This window comes from Hyalangium gracile (assembly GCF_020103725.1).
GTDB classification, from domain to species: domain Bacteria; phylum Myxococcota; class Myxococcia; order Myxococcales; family Myxococcaceae; genus Hyalangium; species Hyalangium gracile.
Genome location: NZ_JAHXBG010000015.1, coordinates 146,509 through 171,136, shown reverse-complemented (window position 1 = coordinate 171,136; position 24,628 = coordinate 146,509). Strand labels below are relative to the sequence as shown.

General features: G+C 68.6%; 26 protein-coding genes. 16 read left to right on the top strand and 10 right to left on the bottom strand.

Features of this window, described 5'->3' with window-relative positions:
* Positions 1 to 72: 72 nt before the first annotated feature.
* The 5 genes from KY572_RS28480 to ndk all read left to right on the top strand — a co-directional run bounded on the left by KY572_RS28480 (position 73) and on the right by ndk (position 5,358).
* Positions 73 to 633, top strand: coding sequence for a hypothetical protein (locus tag KY572_RS28480; RefSeq protein ID WP_224246134.1), 561 nt, complete (start codon positions 73 to 75; stop codon positions 631 to 633).
* Entirely contained in the window at positions 630 to 2,627 is a 1,998-nt protein-coding gene (locus KY572_RS28475; protein ID WP_224246133.1) for an ATP-binding protein, read from the top strand. Before KY572_RS28480 ends, KY572_RS28475 begins: the two co-directional genes overlap by 4 nt.
* A 151-nt stretch (positions 2,628 to 2,778) precedes the next feature.
* A complete protein-coding gene (gene sucC, locus KY572_RS28470) occupies positions 2,779 to 3,939 on the top strand; it encodes an ADP-forming succinate--CoA ligase subunit beta (protein ID WP_224246132.1) in 1,161 nt (386 codons plus the stop codon).
* A 35-nt stretch (positions 3,940 to 3,974) separates the two neighbouring features.
* Positions 3,975 to 4,877: a succinate--CoA ligase subunit alpha gene (sucD, locus tag KY572_RS28465; RefSeq protein WP_224246131.1), complete on the top strand. Its 903-nt coding sequence runs from the start codon at positions 3,975 to 3,977 to the stop codon at positions 4,875 to 4,877.
* A 37-nt stretch (positions 4,878 to 4,914) separates the two neighbouring features.
* Positions 4,915 to 5,358, top strand: a complete 444-nt coding sequence (gene ndk, locus KY572_RS28460) for a nucleoside-diphosphate kinase (protein ID WP_224246130.1) — start codon at positions 4,915 to 4,917, stop codon at positions 5,356 to 5,358.
* Between the two features lie 47 nt (positions 5,359 to 5,405).
* On the opposite strand, the gene KY572_RS28455 is transcribed toward ndk, so the two are convergent.
* Positions 5,406 to 5,972 (bottom strand): nuclear transport factor 2 family protein, encoded by a 567-nt coding sequence (locus KY572_RS28455; protein ID WP_224246129.1) that lies wholly within the window; start codon positions 5,970 to 5,972, stop codon positions 5,406 to 5,408.
* 149 nt (positions 5,973 to 6,121) lie between these two features.
* On the opposite strand from KY572_RS28455, the gene rlmN reads away from it, so the two are divergent.
* The 7 genes from rlmN to KY572_RS28420 all read left to right on the top strand — a co-directional run bounded on the left by rlmN (position 6,122) and on the right by KY572_RS28420 (position 11,779).
* The gene (gene rlmN / locus KY572_RS28450) at positions 6,122 to 7,267 is read left to right on the top strand and encodes a 23S rRNA (adenine(2503)-C(2))-methyltransferase RlmN (protein WP_224246214.1); all 1,146 of its coding nucleotides are present in this window, start codon (positions 6,122 to 6,124) and stop codon (positions 7,265 to 7,267) included.
* Between the two features lie 78 nt (positions 7,268 to 7,345).
* A complete protein-coding gene (gene rpsP / locus KY572_RS28445) occupies positions 7,346 to 7,603 on the top strand; it encodes a 30S ribosomal protein S16 (RefSeq protein WP_224246128.1) in 258 nt (85 codons plus the stop codon).
* Positions 7,604 to 7,625: 22 nt separating this feature from the next.
* The gene (locus tag KY572_RS28440; protein WP_224246127.1) at positions 7,626 to 7,919 is read left to right on the top strand and encodes a KH domain-containing protein; all 294 of its coding nucleotides are present in this window, start codon (positions 7,626 to 7,628) and stop codon (positions 7,917 to 7,919) included.
* Positions 7,916 to 8,443: a ribosome maturation factor RimM gene (rimM, locus tag KY572_RS28435; RefSeq protein ID WP_407660009.1), complete on the top strand. Its 528-nt coding sequence runs from the start codon at positions 7,916 to 7,918 to the stop codon at positions 8,441 to 8,443. The genes KY572_RS28440 and rimM overlap by 4 nt, the downstream gene beginning before the upstream one ends.
* Positions 8,443 to 9,177 carry a tRNA (guanosine(37)-N1)-methyltransferase TrmD gene (gene trmD, locus KY572_RS28430; protein ID WP_224246126.1) on the top strand — a complete coding sequence of 245 codons (735 nt, stop codon included), beginning with the start codon at positions 8,443 to 8,445 and terminating at the stop codon, positions 9,175 to 9,177. The genes rimM and trmD overlap by 1 nt, the downstream gene beginning before the upstream one ends.
* A gap of 131 nt (positions 9,178 to 9,308) precedes the next feature.
* Positions 9,309 to 9,716, top strand: coding sequence for a 50S ribosomal protein L19 (gene rplS / locus KY572_RS28425; protein ID WP_224246125.1), 408 nt, complete (start codon positions 9,309 to 9,311; stop codon positions 9,714 to 9,716).
* A gap of 107 nt (positions 9,717 to 9,823) precedes the next feature.
* A complete protein-coding gene (locus tag KY572_RS28420; protein ID WP_224246124.1) occupies positions 9,824 to 11,779 on the top strand; it encodes an ATP-binding protein in 1,956 nt (651 codons plus the stop codon).
* Positions 11,780 to 11,878: 99 nt separating this feature from the next.
* Here KY572_RS28420 and KY572_RS28415 read toward each other — a convergent pair whose 3' ends face one another.
* From KY572_RS28415 to KY572_RS28390, 6 genes are read right to left on the bottom strand one after another with little or no spacing between them, the layout of a single operon-like run.
* Positions 11,879 to 12,883: a hypothetical protein gene (locus tag KY572_RS28415; RefSeq protein ID WP_224246123.1), complete on the bottom strand. Its 1,005-nt coding sequence runs from the start codon at positions 12,881 to 12,883 to the stop codon at positions 11,879 to 11,881.
* Between the two features lie 14 nt (positions 12,884 to 12,897).
* Complete coding sequence (locus tag KY572_RS28410) at positions 12,898 to 14,367, bottom strand: radical SAM protein (protein WP_224246122.1); 1,470 nt, start codon at positions 14,365 to 14,367, stop codon at positions 12,898 to 12,900.
* A complete protein-coding gene (locus KY572_RS28405; protein ID WP_224246121.1) occupies positions 14,364 to 15,155 on the bottom strand; it encodes a lysophospholipid acyltransferase family protein in 792 nt (263 codons plus the stop codon). Before KY572_RS28405 ends, KY572_RS28410 begins: the two co-directional genes overlap by 4 nt.
* Positions 15,146 to 15,763: a hypothetical protein gene (locus KY572_RS28400; RefSeq protein WP_224246120.1), complete on the bottom strand. Its 618-nt coding sequence runs from the start codon at positions 15,761 to 15,763 to the stop codon at positions 15,146 to 15,148. The genes KY572_RS28405 and KY572_RS28400 overlap by 10 nt, the downstream gene beginning before the upstream one ends.
* The gene (locus tag KY572_RS28395) at positions 15,763 to 16,599 is read right to left on the bottom strand and encodes a ferritin family protein (protein ID WP_224246119.1); all 837 of its coding nucleotides are present in this window, start codon (positions 16,597 to 16,599) and stop codon (positions 15,763 to 15,765) included. Before KY572_RS28395 ends, KY572_RS28400 begins: the two co-directional genes overlap by 1 nt.
* Before the next feature lie 49 nt (positions 16,600 to 16,648).
* A complete protein-coding gene (locus tag KY572_RS28390; protein WP_224246118.1) occupies positions 16,649 to 17,431 on the bottom strand; it encodes an SDR family NAD(P)-dependent oxidoreductase in 783 nt (260 codons plus the stop codon).
* Between the two features lie 44 nt (positions 17,432 to 17,475).
* On the opposite strand from KY572_RS28390, the gene KY572_RS28385 reads away from it, so the two are divergent.
* Positions 17,476 to 18,102: a hypothetical protein gene (locus tag KY572_RS28385; protein WP_224246117.1), complete on the top strand. Its 627-nt coding sequence runs from the start codon at positions 17,476 to 17,478 to the stop codon at positions 18,100 to 18,102.
* Between the two features lie 24 nt (positions 18,103 to 18,126).
* On the opposite strand, the gene KY572_RS28380 is transcribed toward KY572_RS28385, so the two are convergent.
* On the bottom strand, positions 18,127 to 19,716 hold the full coding sequence (locus KY572_RS28380; RefSeq protein WP_224246116.1) for a B12-binding domain-containing radical SAM protein: 1,590 nt from the start codon (positions 19,714 to 19,716) through the stop codon (positions 18,127 to 18,129).
* A 171-nt stretch (positions 19,717 to 19,887) separates the two neighbouring features.
* On the opposite strand from KY572_RS28380, the gene KY572_RS28375 reads away from it, so the two are divergent.
* Complete coding sequence (locus KY572_RS28375) at positions 19,888 to 20,877, top strand: phosphatidylglycerol lysyltransferase domain-containing protein (RefSeq protein WP_224246115.1); 990 nt, start codon at positions 19,888 to 19,890, stop codon at positions 20,875 to 20,877.
* Between the two features lie 3 nt (positions 20,878 to 20,880).
* Here the strand turns inward: KY572_RS28375 and KY572_RS28370 are convergent, their stop codons facing one another.
* Complete coding sequence (locus KY572_RS28370) at positions 20,881 to 21,903, bottom strand: DUF3592 domain-containing protein (protein WP_224246114.1); 1,023 nt, start codon at positions 21,901 to 21,903, stop codon at positions 20,881 to 20,883.
* 70 nt (positions 21,904 to 21,973) lie between these two features.
* On the opposite strand from KY572_RS28370, the gene KY572_RS28365 reads away from it, so the two are divergent.
* Positions 21,974 to 22,351, top strand: coding sequence for a YraN family protein (locus KY572_RS28365; protein ID WP_224246113.1), 378 nt, complete (start codon positions 21,974 to 21,976; stop codon positions 22,349 to 22,351).
* Between the two features lie 3 nt (positions 22,352 to 22,354).
* A complete protein-coding gene (gene rsmI / locus KY572_RS28360) occupies positions 22,355 to 23,182 on the top strand; it encodes a 16S rRNA (cytidine(1402)-2'-O)-methyltransferase (protein ID WP_224246112.1) in 828 nt (275 codons plus the stop codon).
* 6 nt (positions 23,183 to 23,188) lie between these two features.
* Here rsmI and KY572_RS28355 read toward each other — a convergent pair whose 3' ends face one another.
* Entirely contained in the window at positions 23,189 to 24,478 is a 1,290-nt protein-coding gene (locus KY572_RS28355; RefSeq protein ID WP_224246111.1) for a hypothetical protein, read from the bottom strand.
* Positions 24,479 to 24,628 lie beyond the last annotated feature (150 nt).

Genomic DNA, 24,628 nt, shown 5'->3' with positions numbered 1-24,628 from the left:
ACGATTTCCGTGGCGTCCCAGAGAGTGGCTCGCTGGTTGGGCCGCGTGTTGGTGGGGGTGTGGATCCCCGCGATGCTCGTTCCCGTCAGCCTGCTCACGGCGGGCCACCTGTTGACGCTGCCAGAGCCCACCTCGGCGGCGGAGCTGACGCGACGGCTCCAGGCCGACGCGGCGCGAGAGGGCCGCCCGGGAGCGGGCTACGTCCTCCACGTGCTCGCCAGCGGGTGTCGCTGCTCGCAGCGGGTGCTCGAGCACCTGCTGCTGCGTGGGCCCCAGCCTTCCTACGCGGAGAAGGTCCTGCTGATCGGCCGCGATGAGGGCATCGGCGAACGGCTCACGGCCCGGGGCTTCGGCTTCGAGAGCATCAGCTCGGAGGAGCTGAAGGCCCGCTATGCCATCGAGGGCGCGCCGCTCATGCTGGTGCTCGGAGACGAGGGGCGGCTGGAGTACTCAGGGGGCTATTCCCGCAGGAGGCAGGGGACGCTGGAGGATGTCGCCATCCTTCGCGCCGTCGAGAGCGGCGGGCGCCCGGGGGCGCTGCCCCTGTATGGCTGCGCGCTCTCCAGAGAGCTTCAGCGAGAGGTGGATCCTCTCGGGCTGAAATACACACCAGAGCCGGAGGCCGCGCCATGATGAGGCGACTGCTGGAGCAGGTCATCCTCCCCGAGGAGATCAGCGACTTCGAGAGAGGCTACCTCCACAAGGTCAATCGGATAGCCCTCTTCTTCTTCCTCGTGCACCCGCCGGTGTTCGCCGGGGTGGCCTTCCTCGCGGAGACCGGGCCCGTGTACGCGCTGGGCCTCTCTGGGTTGGTGCTCGTCGGGCCGCTGCTCGCCTACAAGACCTTCTCGAACCCTCGCCACGTCTCGCTCGTCATGGGCCTGGCCTCGGTGTTCATGGGCGGGCTCCTGGTCCACTTCGGGCAGGGACCGATGGAAATCGAGATGCACTTCTATTTCCTCGTCTCCCTGGCGCTGATGGTGGTGTTCGCCAACCCTCTCGTCATCGTCGTCGCCGCCCTGGCGGTGGTGGCGCACCACCTGCTCTTCTTCCTCATCCTGCCGCGCAGCGTGTTCAACTATCAGGCCTCGCTGTGGGCCGTGGCGGTCCATGCTGTCTTCATCCTGCTGGCGACGGTTGCGGCGTCCTTCGCGGCGCGCGGCTTCTTCCTCAACGTCGTGGGGCTGGAGAAGATCGTCAAGCGGCGGACCCGGCAGCTGGACGCCCGCAACAAGGATCTTCGCTTGATCCTAGACAACGTCGATCAGGGGTTCATGACCGTCAGCGCGAGCGGGAGGGTGGCGCCCGCGTTCTCCCGGATCCTCGAGACCTGGCTGGGGAAGATCCGCGGCGGCATGAGCCTCTGGGAGTACCTGGGGGCCGTGGACCCGGAGCTCGGCCGCGAGCTGGAGGACGCCTGGCCTCTGCTGGGTGACGGGATCGTCGACGCGGACGCGGTGCTCGAGGCCCTTCCCAAGCGGATGCGGCATCAGGGCCGGGAGTTGCTGCTCGGGTTCAAGCCGATCCCGTCGACCGGCAGCTTCCTGGTCGTCGTCTCGGACGTCACCGCTCGGCTGGAGCGCGAGCGGTTCGAGAACGAGCAGCGGGAGCTGATCCACATCTTCCAGGGGCTGAGTCGAGACCGCGTCGGCTTCCTGGAGTTCTTCACCGAGGCGCGAGCGCTGGTCGGAGTGCTCCGCGACTCGTCCCAGGCCCTCTCGGTGGCGGAGACCTACCGCGCCGTGCACACCCTGAAGGCCAATGCGGCGCTCTTCGGGATCACCGGCGTGGCGCGGCTCTGCCAGGAGATGGAAGAGCAGCTCGAGCGCGACCGCGCGCTCAGCGCGAGCGAGCGGGGACGACTGGGCGAGGCCTGGGACGGAGCGGCCTCGAGGATCCTCGGGTTCATCGGGCAAGGGGAGCGCGCGCCGATCTTCGTCGACGCGGACGAGCTGCAGGAGGTCCTCGCCGCCCTCCGCAAGGGGGGCGACCGGGCCGAGATCGCGCAGATGATCGAGTCCTGGAAGGACGAGCCCGCGGCCCAGCGGCTCCACCGGATCGCCGACCAGGCCAGGGCGCTGGCCGACAGGCTGGGCAAGGGACCGATCGAGGTCATCGTCGACTCGGGCCGGCTTCACCTGCCGCAGGGCCCGTGGATGGACTTCTGGGGAAGCTTCGTCCACGTGACCCGGAACGCCGTGGATCACGGTCTGGAGGACCGCGGCGAGCGCGTGGCGCGCGGAAAGGGCCCCAAGGGACAGCTCCGCCTGAAGATGGACTGCGTGTCTGACCAGGTGAGGCTCGTGATCGCCGATGATGGCCGTGGGATCGACTGGGAGTCGGTGCGGGAAGCTGCTCGGGGGATGGGGCTGCCCGCCCAGACGCGGGAGGAGCTGCTGGAGGCGCTCTTCTTCGACGGGCTCTCGACGAAGAAGTCGCCCAACGACATCTCCGGGCGTGGCATCGGGCTGGGCGTCGTCCGGTCCGCATGCCAGCGGATGGGGGGGACGATCCACATCCGCAGCGAGCCAGGGCATGGAACGGAGTTCGAGTTCCGCTTTCCGCGCTCGCTGTGCTCCTCGGTGAGCAGGCCCTGGAGCCTCGAGCCCATGCGGGCCGCCAGTTGATTCTGAAGGGGACCTGGGAAGCACCGCTCATGCCTACATAGGGGGTCGTGTCACCCCAGGCTGGTGAACGTCCTTGCACTCAGGCGCGGATTGCGCGAATACGCAGCCCGCGCTTGACGCCTCAAGCCAAGGCCGTTCACTCGGAGCCTCGATGAAGATCCACGAGTACCAGGGCAAGGAAATCTTCAGGAAGTACGGTGTCCCCACCCCGCGGGGCATCCTCGCGCTGTCTCCCAAGGACGCGGAGGCCGCGGCCAAGGAGCTGGGAACCTCGGTGGTGGTCGTCAAGGCCCAGATCCATGCCGGCGGTCGCGGCAAGGGCGGCGGCGTGAAGCTCGCCAAGAGCCCCGCCGAGGCGAAGGAGCTGGCCAAGGCCATGCTGGGCATGAAGCTGAAGACCATCCAGACCGGGCCCGAGGGCCAGACGGTCCACAAGGTCTACATCGAGGAGGGGCTCGCCATCGCCCAGGAGCTGTACCTGGGCGTGACGCTGGACCGCGCCACCTCGCGCATCACCTTCATGGCCTCCAAGGAAGGCGGCGTGGAGATCGAGGAGGTGGCCGCCAAGCACCCCGAGAAGATCCTCCGCGAGGCGGTGGATCCGGCCGTCGGCTTCCTGGACTTCCAGGGCCGCAAGCTCGCCTTCGGCCTGGGCCTCTCTGGCCCCACGGTGAACAAGTTCGTCCAGTTCTGCTCCGCGCTCTACAAGATGTACATCGAGACGGACTCCTCCCTCGTGGAGATCAACCCGCTGGTCATCCTCAAGGACGGCGGCGTGGTGGCGCTCGACGCGAAGGTGAACTTCGACGAGAACGCCCTCTACCGGCACAAGGATCTGCTGGAGTACCGCGACCTGGCCGAGGAGGAGCCGCGTGAGACGCAGGCCAAGGAGTACGATCTGGCCTACATCGCGCTGGACGGCAACATCGGCTGCATGGTGAACGGCGCGGGCCTGGCCATGGCCACCATGGACACCATCAAGCTGGTGGGCGGCAGCCCGGCCAACTTCCTGGACGTGGGCGGCGGCGCCAGCAAGGAGAAGGTGACGGCGGCCTTCAAGCTGATCCTCGCCGATGCGAACGTGAAGGCGGTGCTGGTCAACATCTTCGGCGGCATCATGAAGTGCGACGTCATCGCCGAGGGCATCATCGCCGCCGCCAAGGAGGTGCAGCTCAAGGTGCCGCTGGTGGTGCGGCTCGAGGGCACCAACGTGGAGAAGGGCAAGGAGCTGCTGCGCAACTCCGGGCTCGCCATCACCCCCGCGGACAACCTGCGCCAGGCCGCCGAGAAGGCCGTGGCCGCGGTCAAGTAGCCCCTCCGTCACCCCGTCTTTACGAGAGTCACCTCATGAGCATCCTCGTCAACGAGAACACGAAGGTCCTCTGCCAGGGCATCACGGGCTCGGCGGGCTCGTTCCACTCCAAGCAGATGCTGGAGTACGGCACGAAGCTGGTGGCCGGCGTCACCCCGGGCAAGGGCGGCACCGACTTCGAGGGCAAGGTCCCCGTCTTCAACTCCGTGGCCGACGCGGTGAAGCAGACGGGCGCCAACACCTCCGTCATCTTCGTCCCGCCGCCGTTCGCCGCGGACTCCATCATGGAGGCCGCTGATGCGGGCGTCGCCCTCATCATCACCATCACCGAGGGCATCCCCGTCAACGACATGGTGCGCGCCAAGCGCTACCTGCAGGGCAAGCCGGGCATTCGCCTCATCGGCCCCAACTGCCCCGGCGTCATCACCCCGGGCGCCAAGTGCAAGATCGGCATCATGCCGGGCCACATCCACAAGCCGGGCCGCATCGGCGTGGTGTCGCGCTCGGGCACGCTGACGTACGAGGCCGTGCACCAGCTCACCCAGCTGGGCCTGGGCCAGAGCACCGCGGTGGGCATCGGCGGTGATCCGGTCAACGGCACGGACTTCATCGACTGCCTCAAGCTGTTCAACGCCGATCCGGAGACGGACGCCGTCATCATGATCGGCGAGATCGGCGGCAGCGCCGAGGAGGCCGCCGCCGAGTACGTGGCGCGCGAGTTCACCAAGCCCATCGCCGGCTTCATCGCGGGCCAGTCCGCGCCTCCGGGCAAGCGCATGGGCCACGCGGGCGCCATCATCTCCGGCGGCAAGGGCACCGCCTCGGAGAAGATCAAGGCCATGGAGGCCGCCGGCTTCCTCATGGCCGCCAGCCCCACGGAGCTGGGCACCACGCTCCAGGAGGCGCTCAAGCGCGGCGCCCCCAAGAAGAACCGCTAGCCGTTCCACCTCTCACTCAAGACACGAGGACCACCACATGGCCATCGAGCGTACGCTTTCCATCATCAAGCCGGACGGGCTGGAGAAGGGCATCATCGGCAAGATCATCTCCAAGTTCGAGGAGAAGGGCCTGAAGCCCGTCGCCATCCGCCTGCAGCACCTGTCCCAGGCGCAGGCCGAGGGCTTCTACGCCGTGCACAAGGCGCGCCCCTTCTTCAAGGATCTGGTCAGCTTCATGATCTCTGGCCCCGTGGTGCTGATGGTGCTGGAGGGTGAGAACGCCGTGGCCGCCAACCGCGAGATCATGGGCGCCACCAACCCGGCCAACGCCGCCCCGGGCACCATCCGCAAGGAGTTCGCCACCAGCATCGACAAGAACACGGTGCACGGCTCGGACAGCCTCGAGAACGCGAAGATCGAGGTCGCCTACTTCTTCCGCGAGACCGAGATCCACTCGTACGAGTACCAGGGCAAGAAGTAGTCCTTCCTGCCCCGATGTCGATGGGACCTACGGCCCGGTGCCCGCGCTCAGGCGCGAGCCCGGGCCGTGCTCTTCTTGCCCCGGGCCGCGCCCTTCGGGGCCTTGGCCGCCCGGACGGTGTTCTTCTTCGCCGGCGCCGCGGCCTTCTTGCCCGCCTTCACGGTGTTCTTCTTCGCCGGGCTCTTCTTGGGGCGGGAGGCGCGCTCGGGGGGCGCGTCCTGGCGGAGGACCTCGCTGATGGCGAAGGTGTCCGCGAAGATGCGCGAGGAGGCGAGCTTGCCGTCCCGCAGCGTCATGACGCTCACGACGTTGTTGGTGGTCGTCTTCCCGGTCTCCCTCGAGCGCAGCTTCTCCTCGACGATGACGACGGCCATGTCCGGCTGCGTGACGATGCCCCTCACCTCGGCGCCGAGAATCTCGAACGCATTGGTCAGGCGCAGCATCAGCGCCGCGCTGTCCTCCGGGCCCCGCGCCTCTCCGCTGAAGGGCAGGTGGGCGGGGTAGGTGGTCCAGAGGTGGTAGTCCGGTGTGACGAGCTCGCGCAGCGCCTCCATGTCGCGCTTCATCGTGAGTTCGAAGGCCTTCTGCACGAGGTGGATGGTTTCCTGGCTCATGAGGTGGGTTGGCTCCTGGACGGCGGGGAAGGGCGGCGGCGCATTCTCCCAATTCGCGGGGCTGCTGGCGACCTGGCGAGCGCGCCTTTGACTTGCCGCCCCCAGATGTGGGAAGGCTCCCCCCTACACCCCTCGTTAGAACCCTGATGATGTCCGAGCCCTCCGTCACCACTCCTGACACCACGCCGCTGCCCGCGCCCGCGCCGGCGAAGCTCGTCGACGTGTCCAGCCTCACGCTGGAGGGACTGACCCGCTTCCTCACCGAGCAGCTGGGCGAGCGCGCCTTCCGCGCCGGGCAGGTCTTCCGCTGGATCCACCAGCGCGGCGTCACCTCGTTCGACGAGATGACGGACCTGTCCAAGGCCCTGCGCCAGAAGCTCAAGGAGCGCGCCGAGATCGTCCCGCTCGAGAAGGATCTCGAGCAGCGCTCGATGGATGGCACCATCAAGTACCGCTTCAAGACGCGCGATGGACGCTACATCGAGTCCGTCTACATGCCCTCCGAGGACCGCAAGACGCTGTGCGTCTCCACCCAGGTGGGCTGCGCCATGGCGTGCTCGTTCTGCATGACGGGCACCCTGGGGCTCAAGCGCAACCTCACCCCCGGAGAGATCGTCGCCCAGGTGCACCGCGTCAACCGCGAGGTGCGCCAGCTCGAGGGCCTGGAGACCTACCGCCCGCTCAGCAACCTGGTGTTCATGGGCATGGGCGAGCCGCTCCACAACTTCGAGAACCTCAAGACGGCGCTCTCCATCCTCCAGTCCGAGGAAGGGCCCAACTTCTCCCACCGCCACATCACCGTCTCCACCGTGGGCCTGGTGCCCATGATCGAGCGCTTCGGCCAGGAGACGGACGTCAAGCTGGCCATCTCGCTCAACGCCAGCACCGACGAGCAGCGCAGCAAGACGATGCCCGTCAACCGCAAGTGGAACATCGCCGCCCTGCTGGAGGCGTGCCGCAAGTTCCCCCTGCGCCAGGGCCGGCGGATTACGTTTGAGTACGTACTATTGAGGGGCTTCAACGACAGCGACGAGGACGCCTACCGGCTCATCGAGCTGCTCAAGGGCATCCCCGCCAAGGTGAACCTCATCCCCTACAACGAGAACCCCGGCCTGGGCTTCCAGACCACCATGGAGGAGCGGGCGGAGGCCTTCCGCGCCATCCTCGCCGAGGGCCACATCGCCGCCTTCATCCGACAGAATCGAGGCCGGGACATCGCCGGCGCCTGTGGGCAGCTCGCCAACCGGGGCGGGCAGGATGCCTCGCAGGCGACGCAAGCTACCGAGCTTCCTTGACAATCCCGAGGCAGGGACGCTAATAGCGCGCCCTCCTACAAATTTTCGTTACCTGCTGTTTTCACTGGAGTCTGTTCAATGGCCGTCGTCCTCCGTCTCGCCCGCGCGGGCGCCAAGAAGAAGCCGTACTACCACGTGGTTGCCACCGACTCCCGGAACCCCCGGGATGGCAAGTTCATCGAGGCCGTGGGGGCCTACGATCCGAACCTGAACCCCCCGAAGGTGGAGTTCAACCAGGAGCGGCTCCAGTACTGGCTGAAGACGGGCGCGACGCCTTCCGAGACGGTGGGCGAGCTCATCAAGCGCGCGGCCAAGGCCACGCCTCCCACGGCCTGATCCCGACCGGATCTGACCGGACGTGGAGCAACTTCTCACTTATCTCGCGCGGGCCCTGGTCGACCAACCAGACCAGGTGGGCCTGCGTGTGTCCGAGGTGGACGGCGCCCGGCTCTATGAGCTGAAGGTCGCTCCCGAGGACGTCGGCAAGGTGATCGGCCGTGACGGGCGGACCGTGAATGCCCTCCGGACGTTGCTGAGCGCCGCCGCCCAGAAGCAAGGGCAGAAGGTCCGCCTCGAGATCCTCGACGATCGGCGCGCGGCGCCCGCCCCGGTGGCGGCTCCCGCGGCGCCTCCCGCCCCCGACGCCCAGTGACGCCCCGGCCTCTCTTGGAGCTGGGCTATGTGGCCCGGGCCCATGGCATCCGGGGCGAGATCGCCGTGCGCCCGTTCGATCCCGGCTCGCAGACGCTCGCGGCCGTGGAGCGCGTGCGCGTGCGCACCCGCGCAGGCCAGGAGCGGGAGCTGCGCATCGAGTCCCTGCGGCCCACGCCCAAGGAGGACATCATCGCCTTCGAGGGAGTGGAGACGCGCGAGGACGCCGAGGGACTGGTCGGCTCCACGGTGTTCGTCTACCGCGAGGATCTGGAGCCTCCCTCCGAGGGCGAGTACTTCCAGGGCGATCTGGTGGGGCTCACCGCCGTGGACGAGGCGGGCCAGGAGCTGGGCAAGGTGGTGGAGCTCTGGGCCACCGGCGAGGTGCCCAACCTCGTCATCCAAGGGCCGGGCAAGCCCGAGCTGATCGTCCCCTTCGCCGATGAGTTCGTCCCCTCCGTGGACGTGCCGGGAGGGCGGATCGTCATCAAGCCGCCCGAGTACGTGGGGGAGGAGGAGGGCTGATGTACCCGGTGGAGATCCTCACGCTCTTCCCTGGGATGGTGTCCGGGTACGTGAGCGAGAGCATCCTCGGCAAGGCGCGAGAGCGGGGCAAGCTGGCCGTCACCGCCACGGACATCCGCGAGTACGCCGAGGGCAAGCACCGCGTCACGGACGACACGCCCTACGGCGGCGGCGCGGGCATGGTGATGAAGGTGGAGCCGCTGGTGGCGGCCATCGAGGCGGCGCGGGCCCGAAACCCGGGCGCGAAGGTGCTGCTGATGAGCCCTCGGGGGCCCACGTTCACCCAGGCCCGGGCGCGCGAGCTCGTCAGCCACGCGCCGGGGCTGATCCTCATCTGCGGCCGGTACGAGGGCGTGGACGAGCGGGTGATGGGGTACCTGGACGGGGAGCTGTCCCTGGGGGACTTCATCCTCACGGGCGGGGAGATCGCGGCGCTGGCGGTGGTGGACGCGGTGGCCCGGCTGCTCCCTGGGGTGCTGGGCAACCAGGCGTCCCACGTCAGCGAGAGCTTCGAGGAGGGGCTGCTGGAGCACCCCCAGTACACCCGGCCGCCCGTGTTCCGGGGCGCGGAGGTGCCCGCGGTGCTCCAGTCCGGGGATCACGCCCGGATTGCCCGCTGGAGGCGCTGGAAGGCCCTGATGCTCACCCGGGAGCGCCGGCCGGACCTCTTCGCCCGCCTGGAGCTCGGGCCAGCGGACCAGAAGCTGCTGAACCTGAGGGAGGAAGACCTGTAGCGCCGGGGTTGGACTCCGGGACGGGCAGGGCGAAACACAGGACGATCTGCGGACTTGTCCGACTCGCCTCTCTCTGCTACTAGGCCCCCCTCTTACTGGTCTTTCGCACCACAAGATTTCTGGAGTCCGTCATGCGTCACAGCGCCATCGAGTACGTCGAAGCCAAGCACCTGCGCAAGGAGCTGGTCGACTTCCGGACCGGCGACTCGGTTCGAGTTCACTGGAAGGTGAAGGAGGGTGAGAAGGAGCGCGTCCAGGCTTTCGAGGGCGTCGTCATCCGCAAGAAGAAGGGCAACAACCGCGCCAGCTTCACCGTGCGCAAGGTGTCCTTCGGCGTCGGCGTGGAGCGCATCTTCCCGCTGCACAGCCCCCGCTACGAGAAGATCGAGGTCCTCTCGCGCGGCAGCGTGAACCGCAACCGCCTCTTCTACCTCCGCGACCTCAAGGGCAAGGCCTCCCGCGTGGACGTGCAGGAGGACAACACCCCGGCGCCGTCCGCCGAGGGCAAGAAGGCCACCAAGCCCGCCGCCGGGGCCTAGTCGGCCGGGGTCCTCACGGCCCCACGTCACAGCCTTTCGCGGTACCGAGAGGAGTGTCCGTTCCAGGACGCTCCTCTCTGCTTTTGTGCGCTAGAATGGGGCCGCGCATGCACTTCACCGAGGTCGCCGTCCAGAACGTCCGGGGCTTCTCCCCGCAGGGCCGCTTCCCCTTCAAGCAGGGCTTCCTCGTCCTCAAGCCGCCCGGTGGTGAGATCAGCCCGCTGGCGGCGCTCTCGCTGGCGCTCCTGTATGCCGATGGGCGCGGCGAGGACGCCCGGTTCGCGGCACAGGGCCAGAAGGCCGCCAAGGCGGCCCTCACCCTGGTGGGCCAGGACAACCTCACCTACCGCCTGCTGCGGGATCTGGGCGGGGTGGGGACGCTGCACAAGCAGACGGCGCCGGGCCAACCGCCGGAGCTGGTGTCCCAGGACTCGACGGAGATCGCCCAGTTCCTGCGAGCGCAGGTGGGCCTGCCGTCGCGCACGGCCTGGGAGCACGTGTACTCGCTGACGCCCGGGCAGATGCCCTCACGCAAGCCACGGGTGCGCACCTCCAAGCCGGATCTGAAGCGTCCGTCGCTGCCGGGCGTGGGCGGGAGTCATCCCGGCATGCCCGCCCTGGGCAGCAACCCTTCCTTGTCTGGACTGGCCAGCACCCAGGCCGTGGCGCCCGCGGAGGACATCCCCGCTGCCGAGGCGAAGCTCAAGGAGCTGGAGGAGGAGCTCGTGAAGTCGCGAGTGATGGAGGATCTCCAGTTCAAGCTGGACGGCCTCAACTCGCAGCTCTTCGAGGTGGAGCGGAAGCTGAAGAGCACCGAGGGCCTCCGGGTGGCCGTGCGCGACGCGGAGAACGCGTGGAACGCGGCGCCCACGCCTGAGTCGCTGGGGTTGCCGGCCGACATCCTCACCCGCGTGGAGCGCTACCCCAAGGCGGTGGCTCGGCGGGAGGATGCGCTGAACCGGCTGGCGCAGGAGCGCGAGCAGGAGGCGCAGGCGGCGCCCGTGGCCGTGGAGCCGTTGAAGAAGAACCCCCTCTTCTGGGTGGGGGTGGGCGCCGGATCGCTGTTCCTGCTGATGGGCATCATCCTGGGCGCGGTGCTGGACACGGGGTGGCGCTACCTGACGCTGCTGGACATCCCCGCCTTCGGGTGGGCGGCGATGGTGGCGCTGCGGTACGTGGACGATCTGTCGAAGACGTCGAATGTGCGCAGCAAGGAGGGCATGTTCTCCGCGCGCGAGAAGAAGATCCTCGAGGAGTTCGAGGTCGATGCCGCGCCGGTGCGCAGGGCTCTGAAGGCGCTCGATGTGGAGACGCCCGAGGAGATCCCCGCCATGTTCGAGCGCAAGGGGCTGCTGGAGCAGCGGCTCACCGAGCTGCGCGATCAGCTCACGGCCATGGAGTCCGATCCGGAGTACGTGGCAGCGGGGCAGCAGCGCGACTCCATCAAGGAGCAGATCGAGCAGCTCAACGCGGAGATCGGGAAGAAGGGCTCGTTCGTGCGCGATCTGCGCGAGGTGGAGCGGGAGCTCTCCCGGACGAAGGAGTCCATCGCGCTGGCGAAGTCCGGAGCGGTGCCCATGGCGGCGGGAGCCGCGGATCCTGGCATGGGGGCGGCCTCGGGGCCGATGGAGGACCCGTCCCCGGTGCTGATGAAGGTGGCCGCGGATCTGTTGTCCATGGACGTGCCCACGGTGGCGGGGCTGCTGCGGGACCGGTGCACCCAGTACCTGAGCGCCCTCACGGATCGGCGCTACCTGGGCGTCGAGTGGGACAAGGACGGCCTGGGCTCGGTGTTCGTGCCGGGCCAGCAACTCGGGGTGGGGGAGATCCCTCCTCGAGACATGGACATGTACTACCTGGCGCTGCGGATGACGGTGGTGGAGAAGGTGAGCGCCCGGGTGAAGTACCCGTTCATCCTGGAGCACCCGTTCGCCGGCATGGACGAGGTGAAGCTGCCGCTGATCGGCCGGATGCTCAAGCACCTGGGCACGCTGACTCAGGTGCTGCTCGTCACGAACCACCCCGGCCTGCCGCAGCTGGCCGAGGGGACCGTGAACATCTGAGCGCGGCCCGGGAGGCGCCTCGTCGGGCTCGGTCCGCACGAACCGGTATGCTTGTCATACCAGTTCGGAACAGGTCCTCGGCGGGTCGAGCCTCCCGGCTCAGCGCTTGTCGTGCCAGGAGTGGTGGCAGAAGCGGCACTGCCGGGCCTTGGGCGTCCGGGCGATGCCGCCACACTTCGGGCAGCGGTTGATGACGACCTTGTCCGGGTGGTCCGCGAGCAACCTTTTCTCGAGAGCGGCCGTGAAGGCCTTCTTTCCGTGGGCCAGCAGCGTCAGCACCTGGGGATCATCCGTGGCCCAGCGCTCGCCCTCGGGTGTCCGCAGCGTTCCGGTGAAGGCTGCTTTGTTCTCCTGTGGAGTAACGAAGTCGCCGCAGTGCGAGAGGAGGTAGCCGAGCAGAGGGTCGTCGTCGCGCGGATCCTCGCGCAGGACGGAACCAGAGAGGGCTTCGGCCAGGCGATGGCCTCCCGCATCACCCCGCTCGATGGCCGAGCGCTCGAAGCGAAGGATCTCCCGGACGATGCTGGAGACTCCCTTCTGGAGCGCGTTCTCCAGTTCGCGCAGGGCCTCTTGGAAACGGCCGGCTCTGCGCAGCACGTCCACGAGGAAGGTCACTTCGGCGCCCTTCCAGTCGCCATCGCCCGCCCTCCATGCGCGTAGGGCTTCTCGTCGAGCGAGCAACGCGTCCGCGACGGCGGAGCGGTATTGGCGGGCAAGCTCGGGCCTTCCTTCATCGTCCGCGACCCAGGCCGCGTGCAGGCGGTGATGGGCGGCATCCACGTCCCGCCCTGCCGCGTCACACGCCATCGCCGCGCAGAGGAAGCGGTTCGCGAGCAACGGGGAGTCCTGTGCGCGGAGCTGCGCCTGGTAAGCCGGGCTGCGCACCAGGGCTCGTGAGGACTCGTGGCCCCGAGAGAGTTCGGGCGCGCAGTATCCACACCGGGGACAGGTCTGGACCCACTCGGGCATGGTCGAGCGCGCCTCCTCCGCGGGCCTGCCGTCCAGGTCGGGGGAGCCGTGCTCGTGGGTGCTGGCGAGCTGTCGCTGCTGGCTTTTCGCGCCGCACACGAAACACTGCAGGGTGTCCTCGATGATGCGTGTCATGTGGTGGTCTGGCGTCAGTAGCCGCGGTAGCGCCGGCCTGCTTGCTGGCGCTGCTGCATGGCCTCGTCCAACTCGCGGCGATCCTCTGCCAGGTAGTGCTGCGGGAGCATCTGCTGGTGCACCAGCTTGCCCAGGGGCGTCAGCGAGAACGTGCCGAGCAGCCGGTTCTCCTCGCCCAGCCCCAGCTCCGCCCAGCGCTCGAGCTGCTTGCGATGGTGGGCCATCGTCTCCGCGCCATACTTCTTCGCGCGCGAGCGCACCCGCGTGAACGGGCTGTAGAGCAGGTCGAACGTCACATCCCGCGTCGCCCGCTGAGAATCATCCAGCGTCCGCCAGTACGCGATGCCCAGCCCGCCTTTCTCCACCGCCGTGCAGTAGTCGTTCACGTCGCGGTGGTTCAGGAACGTGGCCCGGTCGCCAATCGAGAAGCTGGAGTTTCCCAGCCCGTGGTACAGCACCTCGCCATACGCGGGGTTCACGCGCACCCTGGCCAGCTCGAACAGCTCGCGCCTCACGTGCCGGGGCGAGCGGTAGAACCGCGCTCCCAGCTCCTTCCAGCCCAGCCGCGTGAAGAGCGCCCGCGCCTGCGCGTCGCTGTGCGCCGTCTGCACGAAGGAGGGCACCGCCCCCGGCTTGCCGTAGGTGCCGCTGCGCGGATCGTCGTGGTACGGGTAGATGAAGACGCTGTCCACCGCGCCGCTCGTCGCCAGCCGCTCCAGCTCCGCGAGCGTCTTCCGCCAGGACTCGGGCGTCTGGCGCTCCAGCCCCGTCATGATGTCGATGTTGATGAACTCGAACCCGCTGCGCCGGGCCCGCTCGATGGCGTCGAGCGCGACGCGCATCTCCTCCTTCTGGTGGTGGAAGGCGTACAGCTCCGGGTCCAGCGTCTGCACCCCGAGGTTGATGCGCCGGAAGCCCGCCTGCACCAGCGCCTGGAGCTTGTCGTCCGAGGCCGTGACCGGCTTCGCCTCGACGGTGCTCATCGTCGTCGCCGGTGGCCCGAAGTGGAACAGCAGGTTTCGCAGGAACCGCTCCAGCAGGTACGTGGGCAGCGCCGTGGGCGTGCCGCCTCCCAGGAAGAACAGCGCGGGCTTGATCGTGGGCGTCAGCTCGCGGACGCGCCGCATCTCCAGCGACAGCGCATCCACATACCGCGCCATCAGCGCGTCCTGGTGCTTCGTCAGCAGCTCGTAGTGGAAGCAGTAGCGGCAGCGGTACTTGCAGAAGCCGAAGTGGAAGTAGTAGCCGGCCGCGTCGAAGGCGCCCACCGCGTCGCGCAGGTACTCCTCGTCACTCGGCGCGCGTCGGTACCCCTCGCGCTTCTCCATCTGCACCGCGGGCGGGTAGGTGAGCTGGTAGTCATGCATCTCCGGCCGCGGACGCAGCAGCGGCTCCTTGTCCCAGAGCCGCTCCAGCCGCGCCCCGAGCTCGCGCTCCGTCGCCGTGTTCACGTCCAGCGCCTCGTCGAACCTGAAGAGCTTCATCCGATCCATGGGAAGCGTTGCTCCCTCGCCAGCTCGTTGGCCGCGTGCTGCATGGATGCTCGCACGCGGGCGTCAATTGCGTCGATGTCGTCACCCTCGGGGAAGATCGGCGGCAGCACTCGCACGCGGATCTTCGCGGGCAGCGGCAGGTAACCCGGCAGCGGCCCCAGCCACAGCCCCCACGGGAGGCTCCAGGTCAGCGGGAACGCCTTCAGGCGGAAGCGGCGGTCCAGTCCGAGCCTGCTCGCGAGCGGCACTCCGTCCCAGAGGACGATCAGCGCCTCGTGCCCGCCCACCGAGACCACCGGCACGATTGGCACGCCGGCCTCACGCGCCAGCTCGACGTAGCCCTTGCGTCCGGCGAAGACGATCTCGTTCCTCCGGAAGAAGCTCCTGCACGCGTCGTGGTCTCCTCCCGGGTACACCTGCACCGCGTAGCCTCGGCGGAGCGCCTCGACCGCGATCTCCCGCCGGGCTCGCACGGCCCCGAGCTTCGCCAGGGCGCTCGCGAGCGGCCGCGGGTACGCGTCGAACATCCCGTCATGGGCCAGTGTCACCAGCGGCGGCTTGCGGCCCGACGTGTGGTACGTGCCCACCCACACCAGCGTGTCCGGAATCAGGGCCGCGCCGCCGTGGTTGCCCACGCCGACGAACGGACCCTGGGGCAGGTGCTCCATGCCTCGCACGTCGACCCGGAACCAGGTGTGCAGGGCGCGCGTGATCCAGCCGGCATGGCGCCGCTGGAACTCCGGATCGCACGCCTCCAGATCGCCGGGCTTCACTTCCACCGGGAGACAATCCTCTCGAGATCGAAGCCGTAGAACCCACGCTCGGGCCAGTCGGGCATCGAGTTACAGAACTCCGCGAAGCCCACGAGCGACGCGAAGCGCGGATCCACGTCCAGCGGGTCCGGATAGATGAAGCGCTCGGCGTCCTCGGTCAGCTCGGCCAGGCGCGCGTGGTAGCCCGGCCAGCCCACCAGCTTGCGCAGATAGGGCGCCCAGAGCGTCCTGCCCTCGACGACCTTGGTGGCCTCCTCGCGCAGCAGCGCCAGGCCGCCCGGGTGGGACTGCAGCAGCTGCAGGTCGTAACCGAGGAATGCATCCTCGTGGTACACGCTCAGCACGTGCCGGATGATGTGCTCCGGGCGGCTGGTGAGCCCCGTGTCCACGAGCAGCTGTCGCGGGTTGTAGAGGAGCTGCAGCGGCACGCGGATCGGCACCTGACCCATCAGCGTGCTCCGGCTGCGCTCGCGCTCCCGATCGCTCTCGCTCAGGGTGACGGGGAGCATCGCGAACCAGCCCACCTTGACCTGCCATGGCGTCGGCACGCGCTTCAGGTAGCCGTGCTGGACGAAGAAGCCGATCCGCTCCTGGAGGAGGTGCTCGGTGCCCATCACGCCGCCTTCAAGGGCGCAATCCGCGTCTCGAGCCCGACCTGACCGATGCGGAGGTTCAGATCGTCGATCAGCCGCCGGCAGACCTCCTCGCCATCCACGCCGACGCCGTAGACGAGGTCCGGATCTCGCGCCTGCTCGAGCACCAGCGCTCCCCAGAGCGTCACCTTCTCCTCGAGACGGAGGCGCTCCGCGCGGTCGAGCCGGGGAATGCTCTGGCGCAGGGCGTGCAACCCGAACGCGATGTGACGGCTCTCGTCGCGCGCCAGCAGCCGCGGCATCCACCCGCCGATCACCGTCTTCAGCGCCTGGAGCGGCCGGTCGAGCTCGTCTCCCTCTCCGAAGGAGCCCACCACTCGCGCGGCCTCCAGGAACAGGGAGTGCGCGATGCCCTCGATGAGGATCTGCATGCCCAGCATCAGCTCCTCGGGCGTCTCGGCCTCCTGCACCTCGCGCATGAGCCGCTGGACCGAGGGCCGCGTCCGCCCCTCGCAGCCGAGGAGGTGGATGACCCGCTCGAAGAAGGCGACGTGGCGAGCCTCATCCGTCCGCTGCGTCGCGATGAACGTCCGAGCGGCGCCGTCGGGGAGGAGCTCCATCAAGCGCGACGCCGCGAGCTCCGCGGTCCGCTCGCCCCAGAGGAGCTGGGCGAAGCCATCCGCCGCGGTCTGCCTGAACAGCTCAGGGAGGGACAGGAGATCGAGCGAGCTCCAGTCGAGCTCCTCGAGCTTCCACTGATCGCGTGCCGCCAGCTCGCACAGGCGCTCGAGGTAGGGATCCGGCGGCTCATCCGGGGAGTGGCCCGCGCCAGATGACGCCCGTGCGTTCGTCTTCAACTCTGCCCCCTTCATCTCCCCCGAGACTATGCCACGGATCCTTCGTGCGTTACTCGCGCTCGGGGTCGAAGCCGCGCGCCGCGCGGTCCCAGAGCCCGTTCGGAATCACCTGGAACAGCCTGGCGGCGGTGGCTGCCTGCCAGGGGAACGAGTGCTCGGACACGCCGCGCAGCAGGGCTCGGCCGATGCGATCGACGGCGTCGTCGAGCTCGAGCAGGAAGGGCATCTTGAAGTGGTTGCCCTCGGTGCCGGGCGTCTTCACGAACCCGGGGCGGATGGTCGTCACCTTCACTCCCCGAGGGGCCAGATCGACTCTCAGTCCCTCCAAGAAGGTGGAGAGGAAGGCCTTGGACGCGCTGTAGGCGCCATTGTGCGGCATCCCTCGCACGTCCGAGAGGGATGACATGCCCACCAGGTGGCCCGCTCCTCGCGACACCATCCGATCCGCCACCGCGCTCAGGGTGGCGGCGGCCCCGCGCACGTTGACGTCGAGGATCTGCTCCAGTGCGCTCCAGTCGAGCGCATCCCCGGGCGTCTCCGGCGCGACCGCGGCATTCGCCACGACGAGCTCGAGCCCACCACACTGCTCATCGATGGCGCGGATGGCCTCGCGGGTCTCCTGGGCGTTGGCCACATCCATCCGTACCGGGACGATCTCTCCCTGTCCTTGGAGCTCCCGCGCGAGCGCTTCGAGCTCCTCCATGCGACGGGCCGCGCCGAACACCTTCACTCCACGGCGGGCGAGCCAGGCCGAGAGCCCGCGCCCGATTCCGCTCGAGGCGCCGGTGACGAGCGCCGTCCTGTACATCCGCACGCGGGGTTCTCGGCTCATGGCTCCCTGTTCTAGAGTAGGGGGGCAGGCGCGACAAACTTCCCATGACATCCAAGGTGCAGCGGTGGTTCGAGCTGGGGCATCGGCTCGGCTTGTGGCAGGCCGATGGCTGGCAGGCCCGGTTCCAGTTCTTCGTCTCGCATGGGCTGCTGGACGCGGTGCCTCATCCGAAGCAGGTGACGCTCGCCACCGTCGAGATGGTGCCGTTCGCGTTCAACGAGACGCCCATCGAGCACGCCGCCAACCGTCAGAGCCTCTGGGGCTACGTGCCGCTGCGGGTGCCGCTGCAGCTCCTCTACTGCCCGCAGCAGGCGATTGTCTGGAACGGGTTGCTCGCCACTCCGGACACGTTGGTCAGGCACCTGCTGTCCGCCTTCCATGAGGACGGGGTGATTGCCTACGACCTGCAGCTGCTCCAGTCGTACCCCGGAGGACTCGAGCTGCTCGAGCGCTCCGCGGAGCAGGTTGCCTCCGGGGAGGACCCTCTGGCGTTCATGCTCTCGGCCATCGCTGGCGGGTATCACGGCCACCTCGCGGACCTCGCCCGAGCCGCCCGTCGCTTCGAGTACCCGGCGGATCTCCATCCTCACTTCAGCTCGCTCATCGGCTTCGGGCGGTACTGCCTCCAGCTTCCCGTGGAGCCGGAGCTGGCCCCGACGCCAGGCGGATGAGCCTTCCGGGGCTCGTGCCCGCCGTCACGAGGCCGCGCGCTCCCGGGGAACCGTGCCTGCCATGGGCTCGCGGATCGTTCGCACGGCTGCCTCGGCGGAGGCCCGGAACGACTCGGCGTAGCGCTCGGGCCAGAAGAGCGTTTCGGGGAGGAGCTCGCGGTAGGGCCCGAGCTGCTCCTTCACCTCGTTCATGAAGGACGTGGGCGGTGCCTCGCGCGCGCCTTCGTAGAACTCGCGCAGCTCGCGGTCCGTGTCCAGGCGCGCGCGGATGCGCTTGTGGAAGTCGATGAAGCCTCGCCCCTCGTCCACGCTGCGGCCGAAGTTCACCACCTTCCCCCAGCCACCGGGCGTCACTCGCGTGCGGCGGAGGACGGCTCGCCAGGAGTAGGCGAACTCGTACAGATCGATGAGCCGGTCGTAGAGCTCGGTCGGGGAGTAGTGCAGCGGTCGCACGTTGCCGAAGCAGTTGGTGTCCAGCAGCGGGAACGGCATGGCCAGCGTGCGTCCGGAGGCGTGCAGCTCGCGGCTGAGCGGCGCGTTGTAGAAGTTCGTCACCAGGAAGTACGTCGGGTAGATGCCCGGGGAGAGCTCCACGAGCCGCTTCGTCAGCTCCCAGGGCAGGTCGCCCTGGTCCGTGTCCAGCCCCACGATCATGTTCGTCTGGACGTGCTGCACCTCGGCCTGGACGGTGTTCAGGGTCTCGGCGACGTGGCGGACCTTGGACTCTCCCAGCAGCCGCGCGCGCCCCGACTTGTCGGAGAAGTCGAACCACGACTCGACGCCCGGCCCCAGCAGCCCGAACCGCGCCTGCCCGAGCCGGCGCGCATTCGCTCCGCTCATCAGCGACAGGCTCATGTGGGCGCCGTGCCCCAGCCGCGTGGCCGAGGCCTCGATGGCTCCCAGGTACTCATCGAAGCGGACACCGAAGTTCGGGTCGTGCCAGCCCACGAACGTGTCCTCGCCCCAGCGGCGCTCGATGTGGCGCAGATCCTCGATCAGGGGCTGCACCGGCAGTCCTCGCCACCGCGTGGGCGCGTCCACGCAGAAGCTGCAGGTGTACGGACAGCCCAGGCTGCCGAGCATCGGCACCACCCGCAGCACCCCCGAGCCCTTCTGGATGCAGTGGTCGATGAACCGCGTGCGCTGGATGACGCCGGGCAGGTCCGTGGGGCCCTCGTCGGCGGACAGGACTACGCCGCGCTCCTGGCGCTCGGGGGCTCGGAGCAGGTCGGCGATCAGCTCGCGATTCGTGACCTGGCAGATGTAGTCGAAGTGATCGCGCGCGTGCTCCGCGAAGGCGTGGGCGTGGGGGCCTCCCAGCACGGTCACCGTGCCTCTCGAGCGCAGGTGGCCGGAGAGCGCATACGCGACGAACGACGCTCGCGTGAACGCGGAGATGAAGACGACGTCCATCTCTTCGGGGAGCAGCCGGAGGAGCGCCTCCTGCGCGGTCCAGACGGCGTAATGCACCTCGCAGCCGAGCTCCTCCGCCCAGACCGCCACGGCCTGCGGCATGACCGAGGCCGTCCCGGGAGCGATGACGCGGCGGCGCAGGTGCGGAGTGGTGACCGAGTGCGCCAGCAGCTCCACGACGCCGACCTTGAGGCGCTTCACTACTTCCCCCTGAACCGCCCCGAAGGAGTCGAGGCGTGAGTGCTCTAACGATACCGCAACCTCCTGGCCCCTTGCTTGGCGGTGGGGCAGGGCGGGCTTGCTCATCGGACGGAGCGTCAACGAAACTCACTCCCAGCGGATGACCGCCGACTTCGGAGCTCTGGTGCAGGCGTGAGGCACAACCTGGTGCGAGCCCATGGCTCGGATCCGATCTCCTATTCGACGCTCCAGGCCGGGCTCTCCTACTTCGAGACCTCCTTCGGCTATGTGGCCTTCCAGCGTGCCTTCGGGTTCGACCTGACGCTCGGACCTCCCGTCTGCGCGAGCGGCGATCGCGCGGAGATGATCCAGCGCTTCCTGAGCAGCCGCCGCAGCCCGCTGTTCTTCTACGTGCCCCGGGACGTCGCGATGCTCGTGGCCGAGCGCGGAGGCCCCCGGTTTCGCGTCAGCGGCATGGGGGTGGACAAGGTGATGGCGCTCGACCCCTCCGGCTCGGAGGTCCACCCGAGGGTGAGGGGAGCGCTCAAGAAGGCCTCGCGCGGCGGCTTCGAGGTTCGCGAGGTCCGACCGGCCACCCTGAGCGCCGAGGAGCGAGGGAGGCTCGAGTCCATCACTCGCAGCTACCTGCGCCGGAGCTCGGTGCCCGTGGAGATGCACTTCCTCAACCGCCCGCTGTCGTTCGACGATGACGGGCTCGCCCGCCTGTTCGTCCTGCGGCAGGGCTCCGAGGGACAGGTGTTCGGCTACGCGGTGCTCGACCCGTACTTCGATGGCGGCCGCATCCAGGGCTACCTGCTCAACCTCATCCGCTTCGAGCGGACCCGGCTGTGGGGGGTGTACTACTCGGCTGTCTCGACGCTGGCCTCGCTCCTGAGGGAGGAGGGCCTCCGACAGCTCTCGCTGGGGTTCTGCCCGCTCGTCGATGTGGACACCGAGGGCTGCTCGCCCGTGCTGGCTCGCCAGGTGCGCTGGATGGAGCGCCAGCTCGCCGGAATCGAGTACCTGGCTCGACTCCGGGCGATGAAGGAGGCCTTCCCGGGACTGACGCCCCAGCGCTACTTCGTGACGCCGTCCCCGTGGGCCGTGACGACACTCCTGGCGCTGCTGCGTGCCTGCCGCGTGCCGTTCACGGGCATCCTCCGCCGCACCTTCCTGGAGTGAGGCTCAGCGGGCGGAGCGGGCCGGCGCAGCTGCCTTCGCCTGACGCTCCATGAGCCTCAGCCGGATCTTCAGCGCGTCCGCCAGAGCCTGGGCCTTGTCCTGGTCCGTCATCCACGGGCCGATGGGCTCGAGGCGAGAGCCTCCGCCCGGGTGGAGGAACTCCAGCGTGGGACGGTAGGCCTTCTTCTGCTGGCCCTGGCGATCGAGGCTGACCGTCACGATCTGTTGCCGCGGCACCTGGACCCTCCGCCGCCGGCCATGGGTCGCGGGCAGGGAGACCGTCTGATCGTCGAGGATCACGTCGTACACACCCGAGCGCAGGCGAAGCTTCTGCACGAGCGCCGCGGCTCCTCCGGCGAGGAACACGGACGCCCAGATGGTGATGGCCGTGGAGATCGGAAACACGGAGTCGCTGAACCAGAAGCCCATCCCCACAAACACGGCAATCCCCGCCCCGAAGACGCCGATGAGGGAGGGGGGCAGGGCGAACACCGTGAGGTGGATGCGGCCGTTGCGCTCGAACTCGGGGATGTCCGTGGGCTCGCGCCGCATCATCGCCGCGAGGCACCAGCCGATGAGCGTCAGGATGGTGAACAGCCCGGGATACATGGGGTACAGCAGGTCCGGTCCGTTCCCGCCCGGATCCAGGAGCGCGTCCTTGGGATCGTCCGCGTCGTAGTACACCGGCACCTGGGCGTTCAGCGGGAAGCGCTTGGACAGGGCCTTCGCGGGGGCGTGCTCGCGCGAGCGCCCCGTCACGTAGCGGACCCGGCTGCCCTCGAGCTTCTGGCCGCCGACCTCGTAGGTGTAGCGCACCCGGAAGGCGTAGGCCTGGCCACCGCCCTTGGGCTTCCGGAACGCGTCCAGCTCGCTGACGGTGATGGTTCCCGGGACGCTCGGGTAGCTCACGGAGCGGAACTGCCGCACGACGTCGTACGTCGTCTGGATGTCGAACCAGAGGACGAAGCAGGACATGGGCAGCAGGACCAGCAGGATGAGGGCCAGTGCTAACTCGGATCGGCGCACCCCATCAGTGTACTGTGATAGATGTCCTGCCCGTCAGGGCGGGCCTGGATGGGAGATGGGAGGAGGGCGGATGGGACGGGCGATGGTGGACAGGCGGAGCTATGGGAACGAGGCCGAGGCGGCGGCGGTCCGCTTCCTGGAAGCGCGGGGCTACCGCATCCGCGCTCGTAATTTCCGGTGCCGCTACGGCGAGCTGGACATCGTGGCAGAGCATGGCGACACCGTCTGCTTCGTGGAGGTGCGGATGCGCTCCACGGCCGTGTGGGGAGACCCCTCGCACACGGTGTCTTTCTCCAAGCAGCGTCGGGTGGTGAAAGCCGCGCTGCACTACCTCTTCGCGCATGACTTGCGCGAGAAGATGATGCGCTTCGACGTCGTCTCGGTCGTGGGCCACGGGGAGAAGGCCACCGTGGAGCACATTCCGAACGCCTTCGACGCGGGGATGTGACGCATGTCCGGGACGCTCTATCTCGTGGCCACGCCCATCGGGAACCTGGGGGACATCACCTCCCGGGCCCTGGAGGTCCTCAAACGCGTGGCCTTCGTCGCCTGCGAGGACACGCGGCACTCGCGCGTGCTGCTGGAGCACTTCGGCCTCGCTCCGGAGACCGTGAGCCTGCCCGCCTTCGCCGAGGGCCAGCGCGCCGGGCGCATCCTCGATCGCATCGCCGCCGGGGAGGACTGCGCCCTCATCACCGACGCCGGCAGCCCCGGCATCAGCGATCCGGGAGAGCGCCTGGTGGCCGAGGCGTTGGAGCGAGGCGTGTCCGTGGTGCCGGTGCCGGGCGCCACGGCCCTGGTGGCGGCGCTGAGCGCGTCCGGGCTGCCCACGGGGCGCTTCCACTTCCTGGGCTTCCTGCCGCGCAAGGGCCCCGAGCGCCGCGCCATGCTGGAGGAGGTGGCCCAGCTGTCGGCCACGCTCGTGCTCTACGAGTCCCCGCGCCGGCTGGGCGAGACGCTGGCGGATCTGCTGGAGGCCTGGGGCGATCGCCGCGCCTGTGTGGCCCGGGAGCTGACCAAGGTGCACGAGGAGTTCGTGCGGGGCCCGCTCTCGGAGCTCTCCGCGCGCTACGGGGCGGAGGAGCCCCGCGGCGAGGTGGTGGTGCTGGTGGAGGGGCGCACCGGTGAGCGCCGCTGGTCCGAGGAGGAGCTGCGGCGGGCCCTGGAGGAGGGCCTGGCGCGCGGCGAGAAGCTCAAGGCGCTGAGCACCGAGCTGGCCCGCCGCGCGGGCTGGTCCGGCCAGGACGTCTACCGCCTGGGCCTGAACCTCAAGCGCTGAGCCGCCTCAGAACGCGAACGAGGCGGACAGCTCGAGGCGGAACACCTTCGACTCGGTCGCCCGGAAGCGACGGGACACCAGGTCCGTGCGGAAGTCGAAGTTGGGGTTCACCTCGGGCGACGGCTCGCCCTCGCCGTTCACGTCCACCCCGCCATTGCGGTCGCGATCCTGGCCGATGGTCTCGTTGGTGAGGGTGTGGTCCGTGTTGTAGAGGAACATGCCCGAGGCGCGCAGCGTGAAGGCCTCACCGGCGCTCGCCACTGCGCCCAGCCGGCCGCCCACCTGGAAGTAGTCCTGCGTGGCCAGCAGCCTGCCCAGGCCCGCGCTCAGCTCGTTGTAGTAGCGCCCATCGCCCACGTAGTTGCCGATGATGCGAAAATCGAGCGCGAACTTCTGGTTCTTCGTCCGGTCGTTGAACGGGGTGAACTCGGTGCCGAACAGGAAGCCGCCCGTCTGCGGAGCCTGGATGCCGGTCTCCTTGCGGCTCCACGGGTCCTGGAAGCAGTTCTCCGGGCGACCCTGCGTCTCCGGGTTGAAGCAGTTCGAGTAGATGCCCGGGCCCTGCACCGGCAGGGTGTAGTGCACCTTGAAGTACGGCTCCGCCACGCCCATCTTCCGCGAGAGCGTCGTGTAGAAGGTGTACTTGTGGACGCGGTCGCCCACGTTGCCGCGCTCGTCGCCCGTGTTGTTCTCGCTCGGATCGCGCATCTTGGCGGTGGGCGCCTCGTAGTCCAGGCCGACGATCCACATCGGCTTGGTCTCGTCCCGCTGCTGGTTGAAGAAGGCGTACGCCAGGCCGAAGTGCATGTTGCCCAGGCCGCCGCGCTTGTGCGTGGACGGGACCGTGAAGAGGGCGCGCTCACCCGTGCGGTCCGTCGTGCAGTTGGGATCGATGATCGTGCCGTCCGGGTTGATGCAGTTGCGGACGAGGGTGGAATTCTCCGCGCTCGTCCCCGAGACGAAGCTGTAGCTGTCGTTCTGCTGGAGGATGAGCGGCAGCCCGAAGGACAGCTCGAGGTCCTTGTAGAGCCCGATCGCCATCCGGAGGTTCAGGCGCGAGTCGGTGCTCTTGTGCCAGACCTCCGAGACATCCGCGCGCCCGTTCTCTCCCAGCGGATCGAGCTGCTCGCGGGTGATCTTGGAGCGGGTCTGCGTGCGCTCGAAGGAGACGTCGAGGAACAGATCGAACGGATCGTCCTCGTCGAACGAGGAAGCAATGCGGGTGACATCCGCGGCATGAGCTGCCAGCGGGGCGCCCAGCAGCAGCGCGGCGAGAGTGGCGCGAAGCCTCGACATCCGACCTCCGAAAACCCCTAGGAGCTCCCAGGGCCCGCGGATGTCGGCAGCCCCTCGGGACTGCGGACGACGGTGGCCTAACCCCTGAGAACTGTTGAGAAATTGGCAGCGACGCTAGCCGCCATGCGCAGGGGTGTCAAGAAATGGGTC

Coding starts and splice junctions, on each gene's coding strand:
- KY572_RS28480 (WP_224246134.1), top strand. CDS start 73: ATGCTCGTTCCCGTCAGCCTGCTCACGGCGGGCCACCTGTTGACGCTG.
- KY572_RS28475 (WP_224246133.1), top strand. CDS start 630: ATGATGAGGCGACTGCTGGAGCAGGTCATCCTCCCCGAGGAGATCAGC.
- sucC (WP_224246132.1), top strand. CDS start 2,779: ATGAAGATCCACGAGTACCAGGGCAAGGAAATCTTCAGGAAGTACGGT.
- sucD (WP_224246131.1), top strand. CDS start 3,975: ATGAGCATCCTCGTCAACGAGAACACGAAGGTCCTCTGCCAGGGCATC.
- ndk (WP_224246130.1), top strand. CDS start 4,915: ATGGCCATCGAGCGTACGCTTTCCATCATCAAGCCGGACGGGCTGGAG.
- KY572_RS28455 (WP_224246129.1), bottom strand. CDS start 5,972: ATGAGCCAGGAAACCATCCACCTCGTGCAGAAGGCCTTCGAACTCACG.
- rlmN (WP_224246214.1), top strand. CDS start 6,122: ATGTCCGAGCCCTCCGTCACCACTCCTGACACCACGCCGCTGCCCGCG.
- rpsP (WP_224246128.1), top strand. CDS start 7,346: ATGGCCGTCGTCCTCCGTCTCGCCCGCGCGGGCGCCAAGAAGAAGCCG.
- trmD (WP_224246126.1), top strand. CDS start 8,443: ATGTACCCGGTGGAGATCCTCACGCTCTTCCCTGGGATGGTGTCCGGG.
- rplS (WP_224246125.1), top strand. CDS start 9,309: ATGCGTCACAGCGCCATCGAGTACGTCGAAGCCAAGCACCTGCGCAAG.
- KY572_RS28420 (WP_224246124.1), top strand. CDS start 9,824: ATGCACTTCACCGAGGTCGCCGTCCAGAACGTCCGGGGCTTCTCCCCG.
- KY572_RS28415 (WP_224246123.1), bottom strand. CDS start 12,883: ATGACACGCATCATCGAGGACACCCTGCAGTGTTTCGTGTGCGGCGCG.
- KY572_RS28410 (WP_224246122.1), bottom strand. CDS start 14,367: ATGAAGCTCTTCAGGTTCGACGAGGCGCTGGACGTGAACACGGCGACG.
- KY572_RS28400 (WP_224246120.1), bottom strand. CDS start 15,763: ATGGGCACCGAGCACCTCCTCCAGGAGCGGATCGGCTTCTTCGTCCAG.
- KY572_RS28390 (WP_224246118.1), bottom strand. CDS start 17,431: ATGAGCCGAGAACCCCGCGTGCGGATGTACAGGACGGCGCTCGTCACC.
- KY572_RS28385 (WP_224246117.1), top strand. CDS start 17,476: ATGACATCCAAGGTGCAGCGGTGGTTCGAGCTGGGGCATCGGCTCGGC.
- KY572_RS28365 (WP_224246113.1), top strand. CDS start 21,974: ATGGGACGGGCGATGGTGGACAGGCGGAGCTATGGGAACGAGGCCGAG.
- rsmI (WP_224246112.1), top strand. CDS start 22,355: ATGTCCGGGACGCTCTATCTCGTGGCCACGCCCATCGGGAACCTGGGG.
- KY572_RS28355 (WP_224246111.1), bottom strand. CDS start 24,478: ATGTCGAGGCTTCGCGCCACTCTCGCCGCGCTGCTGCTGGGCGCCCCG.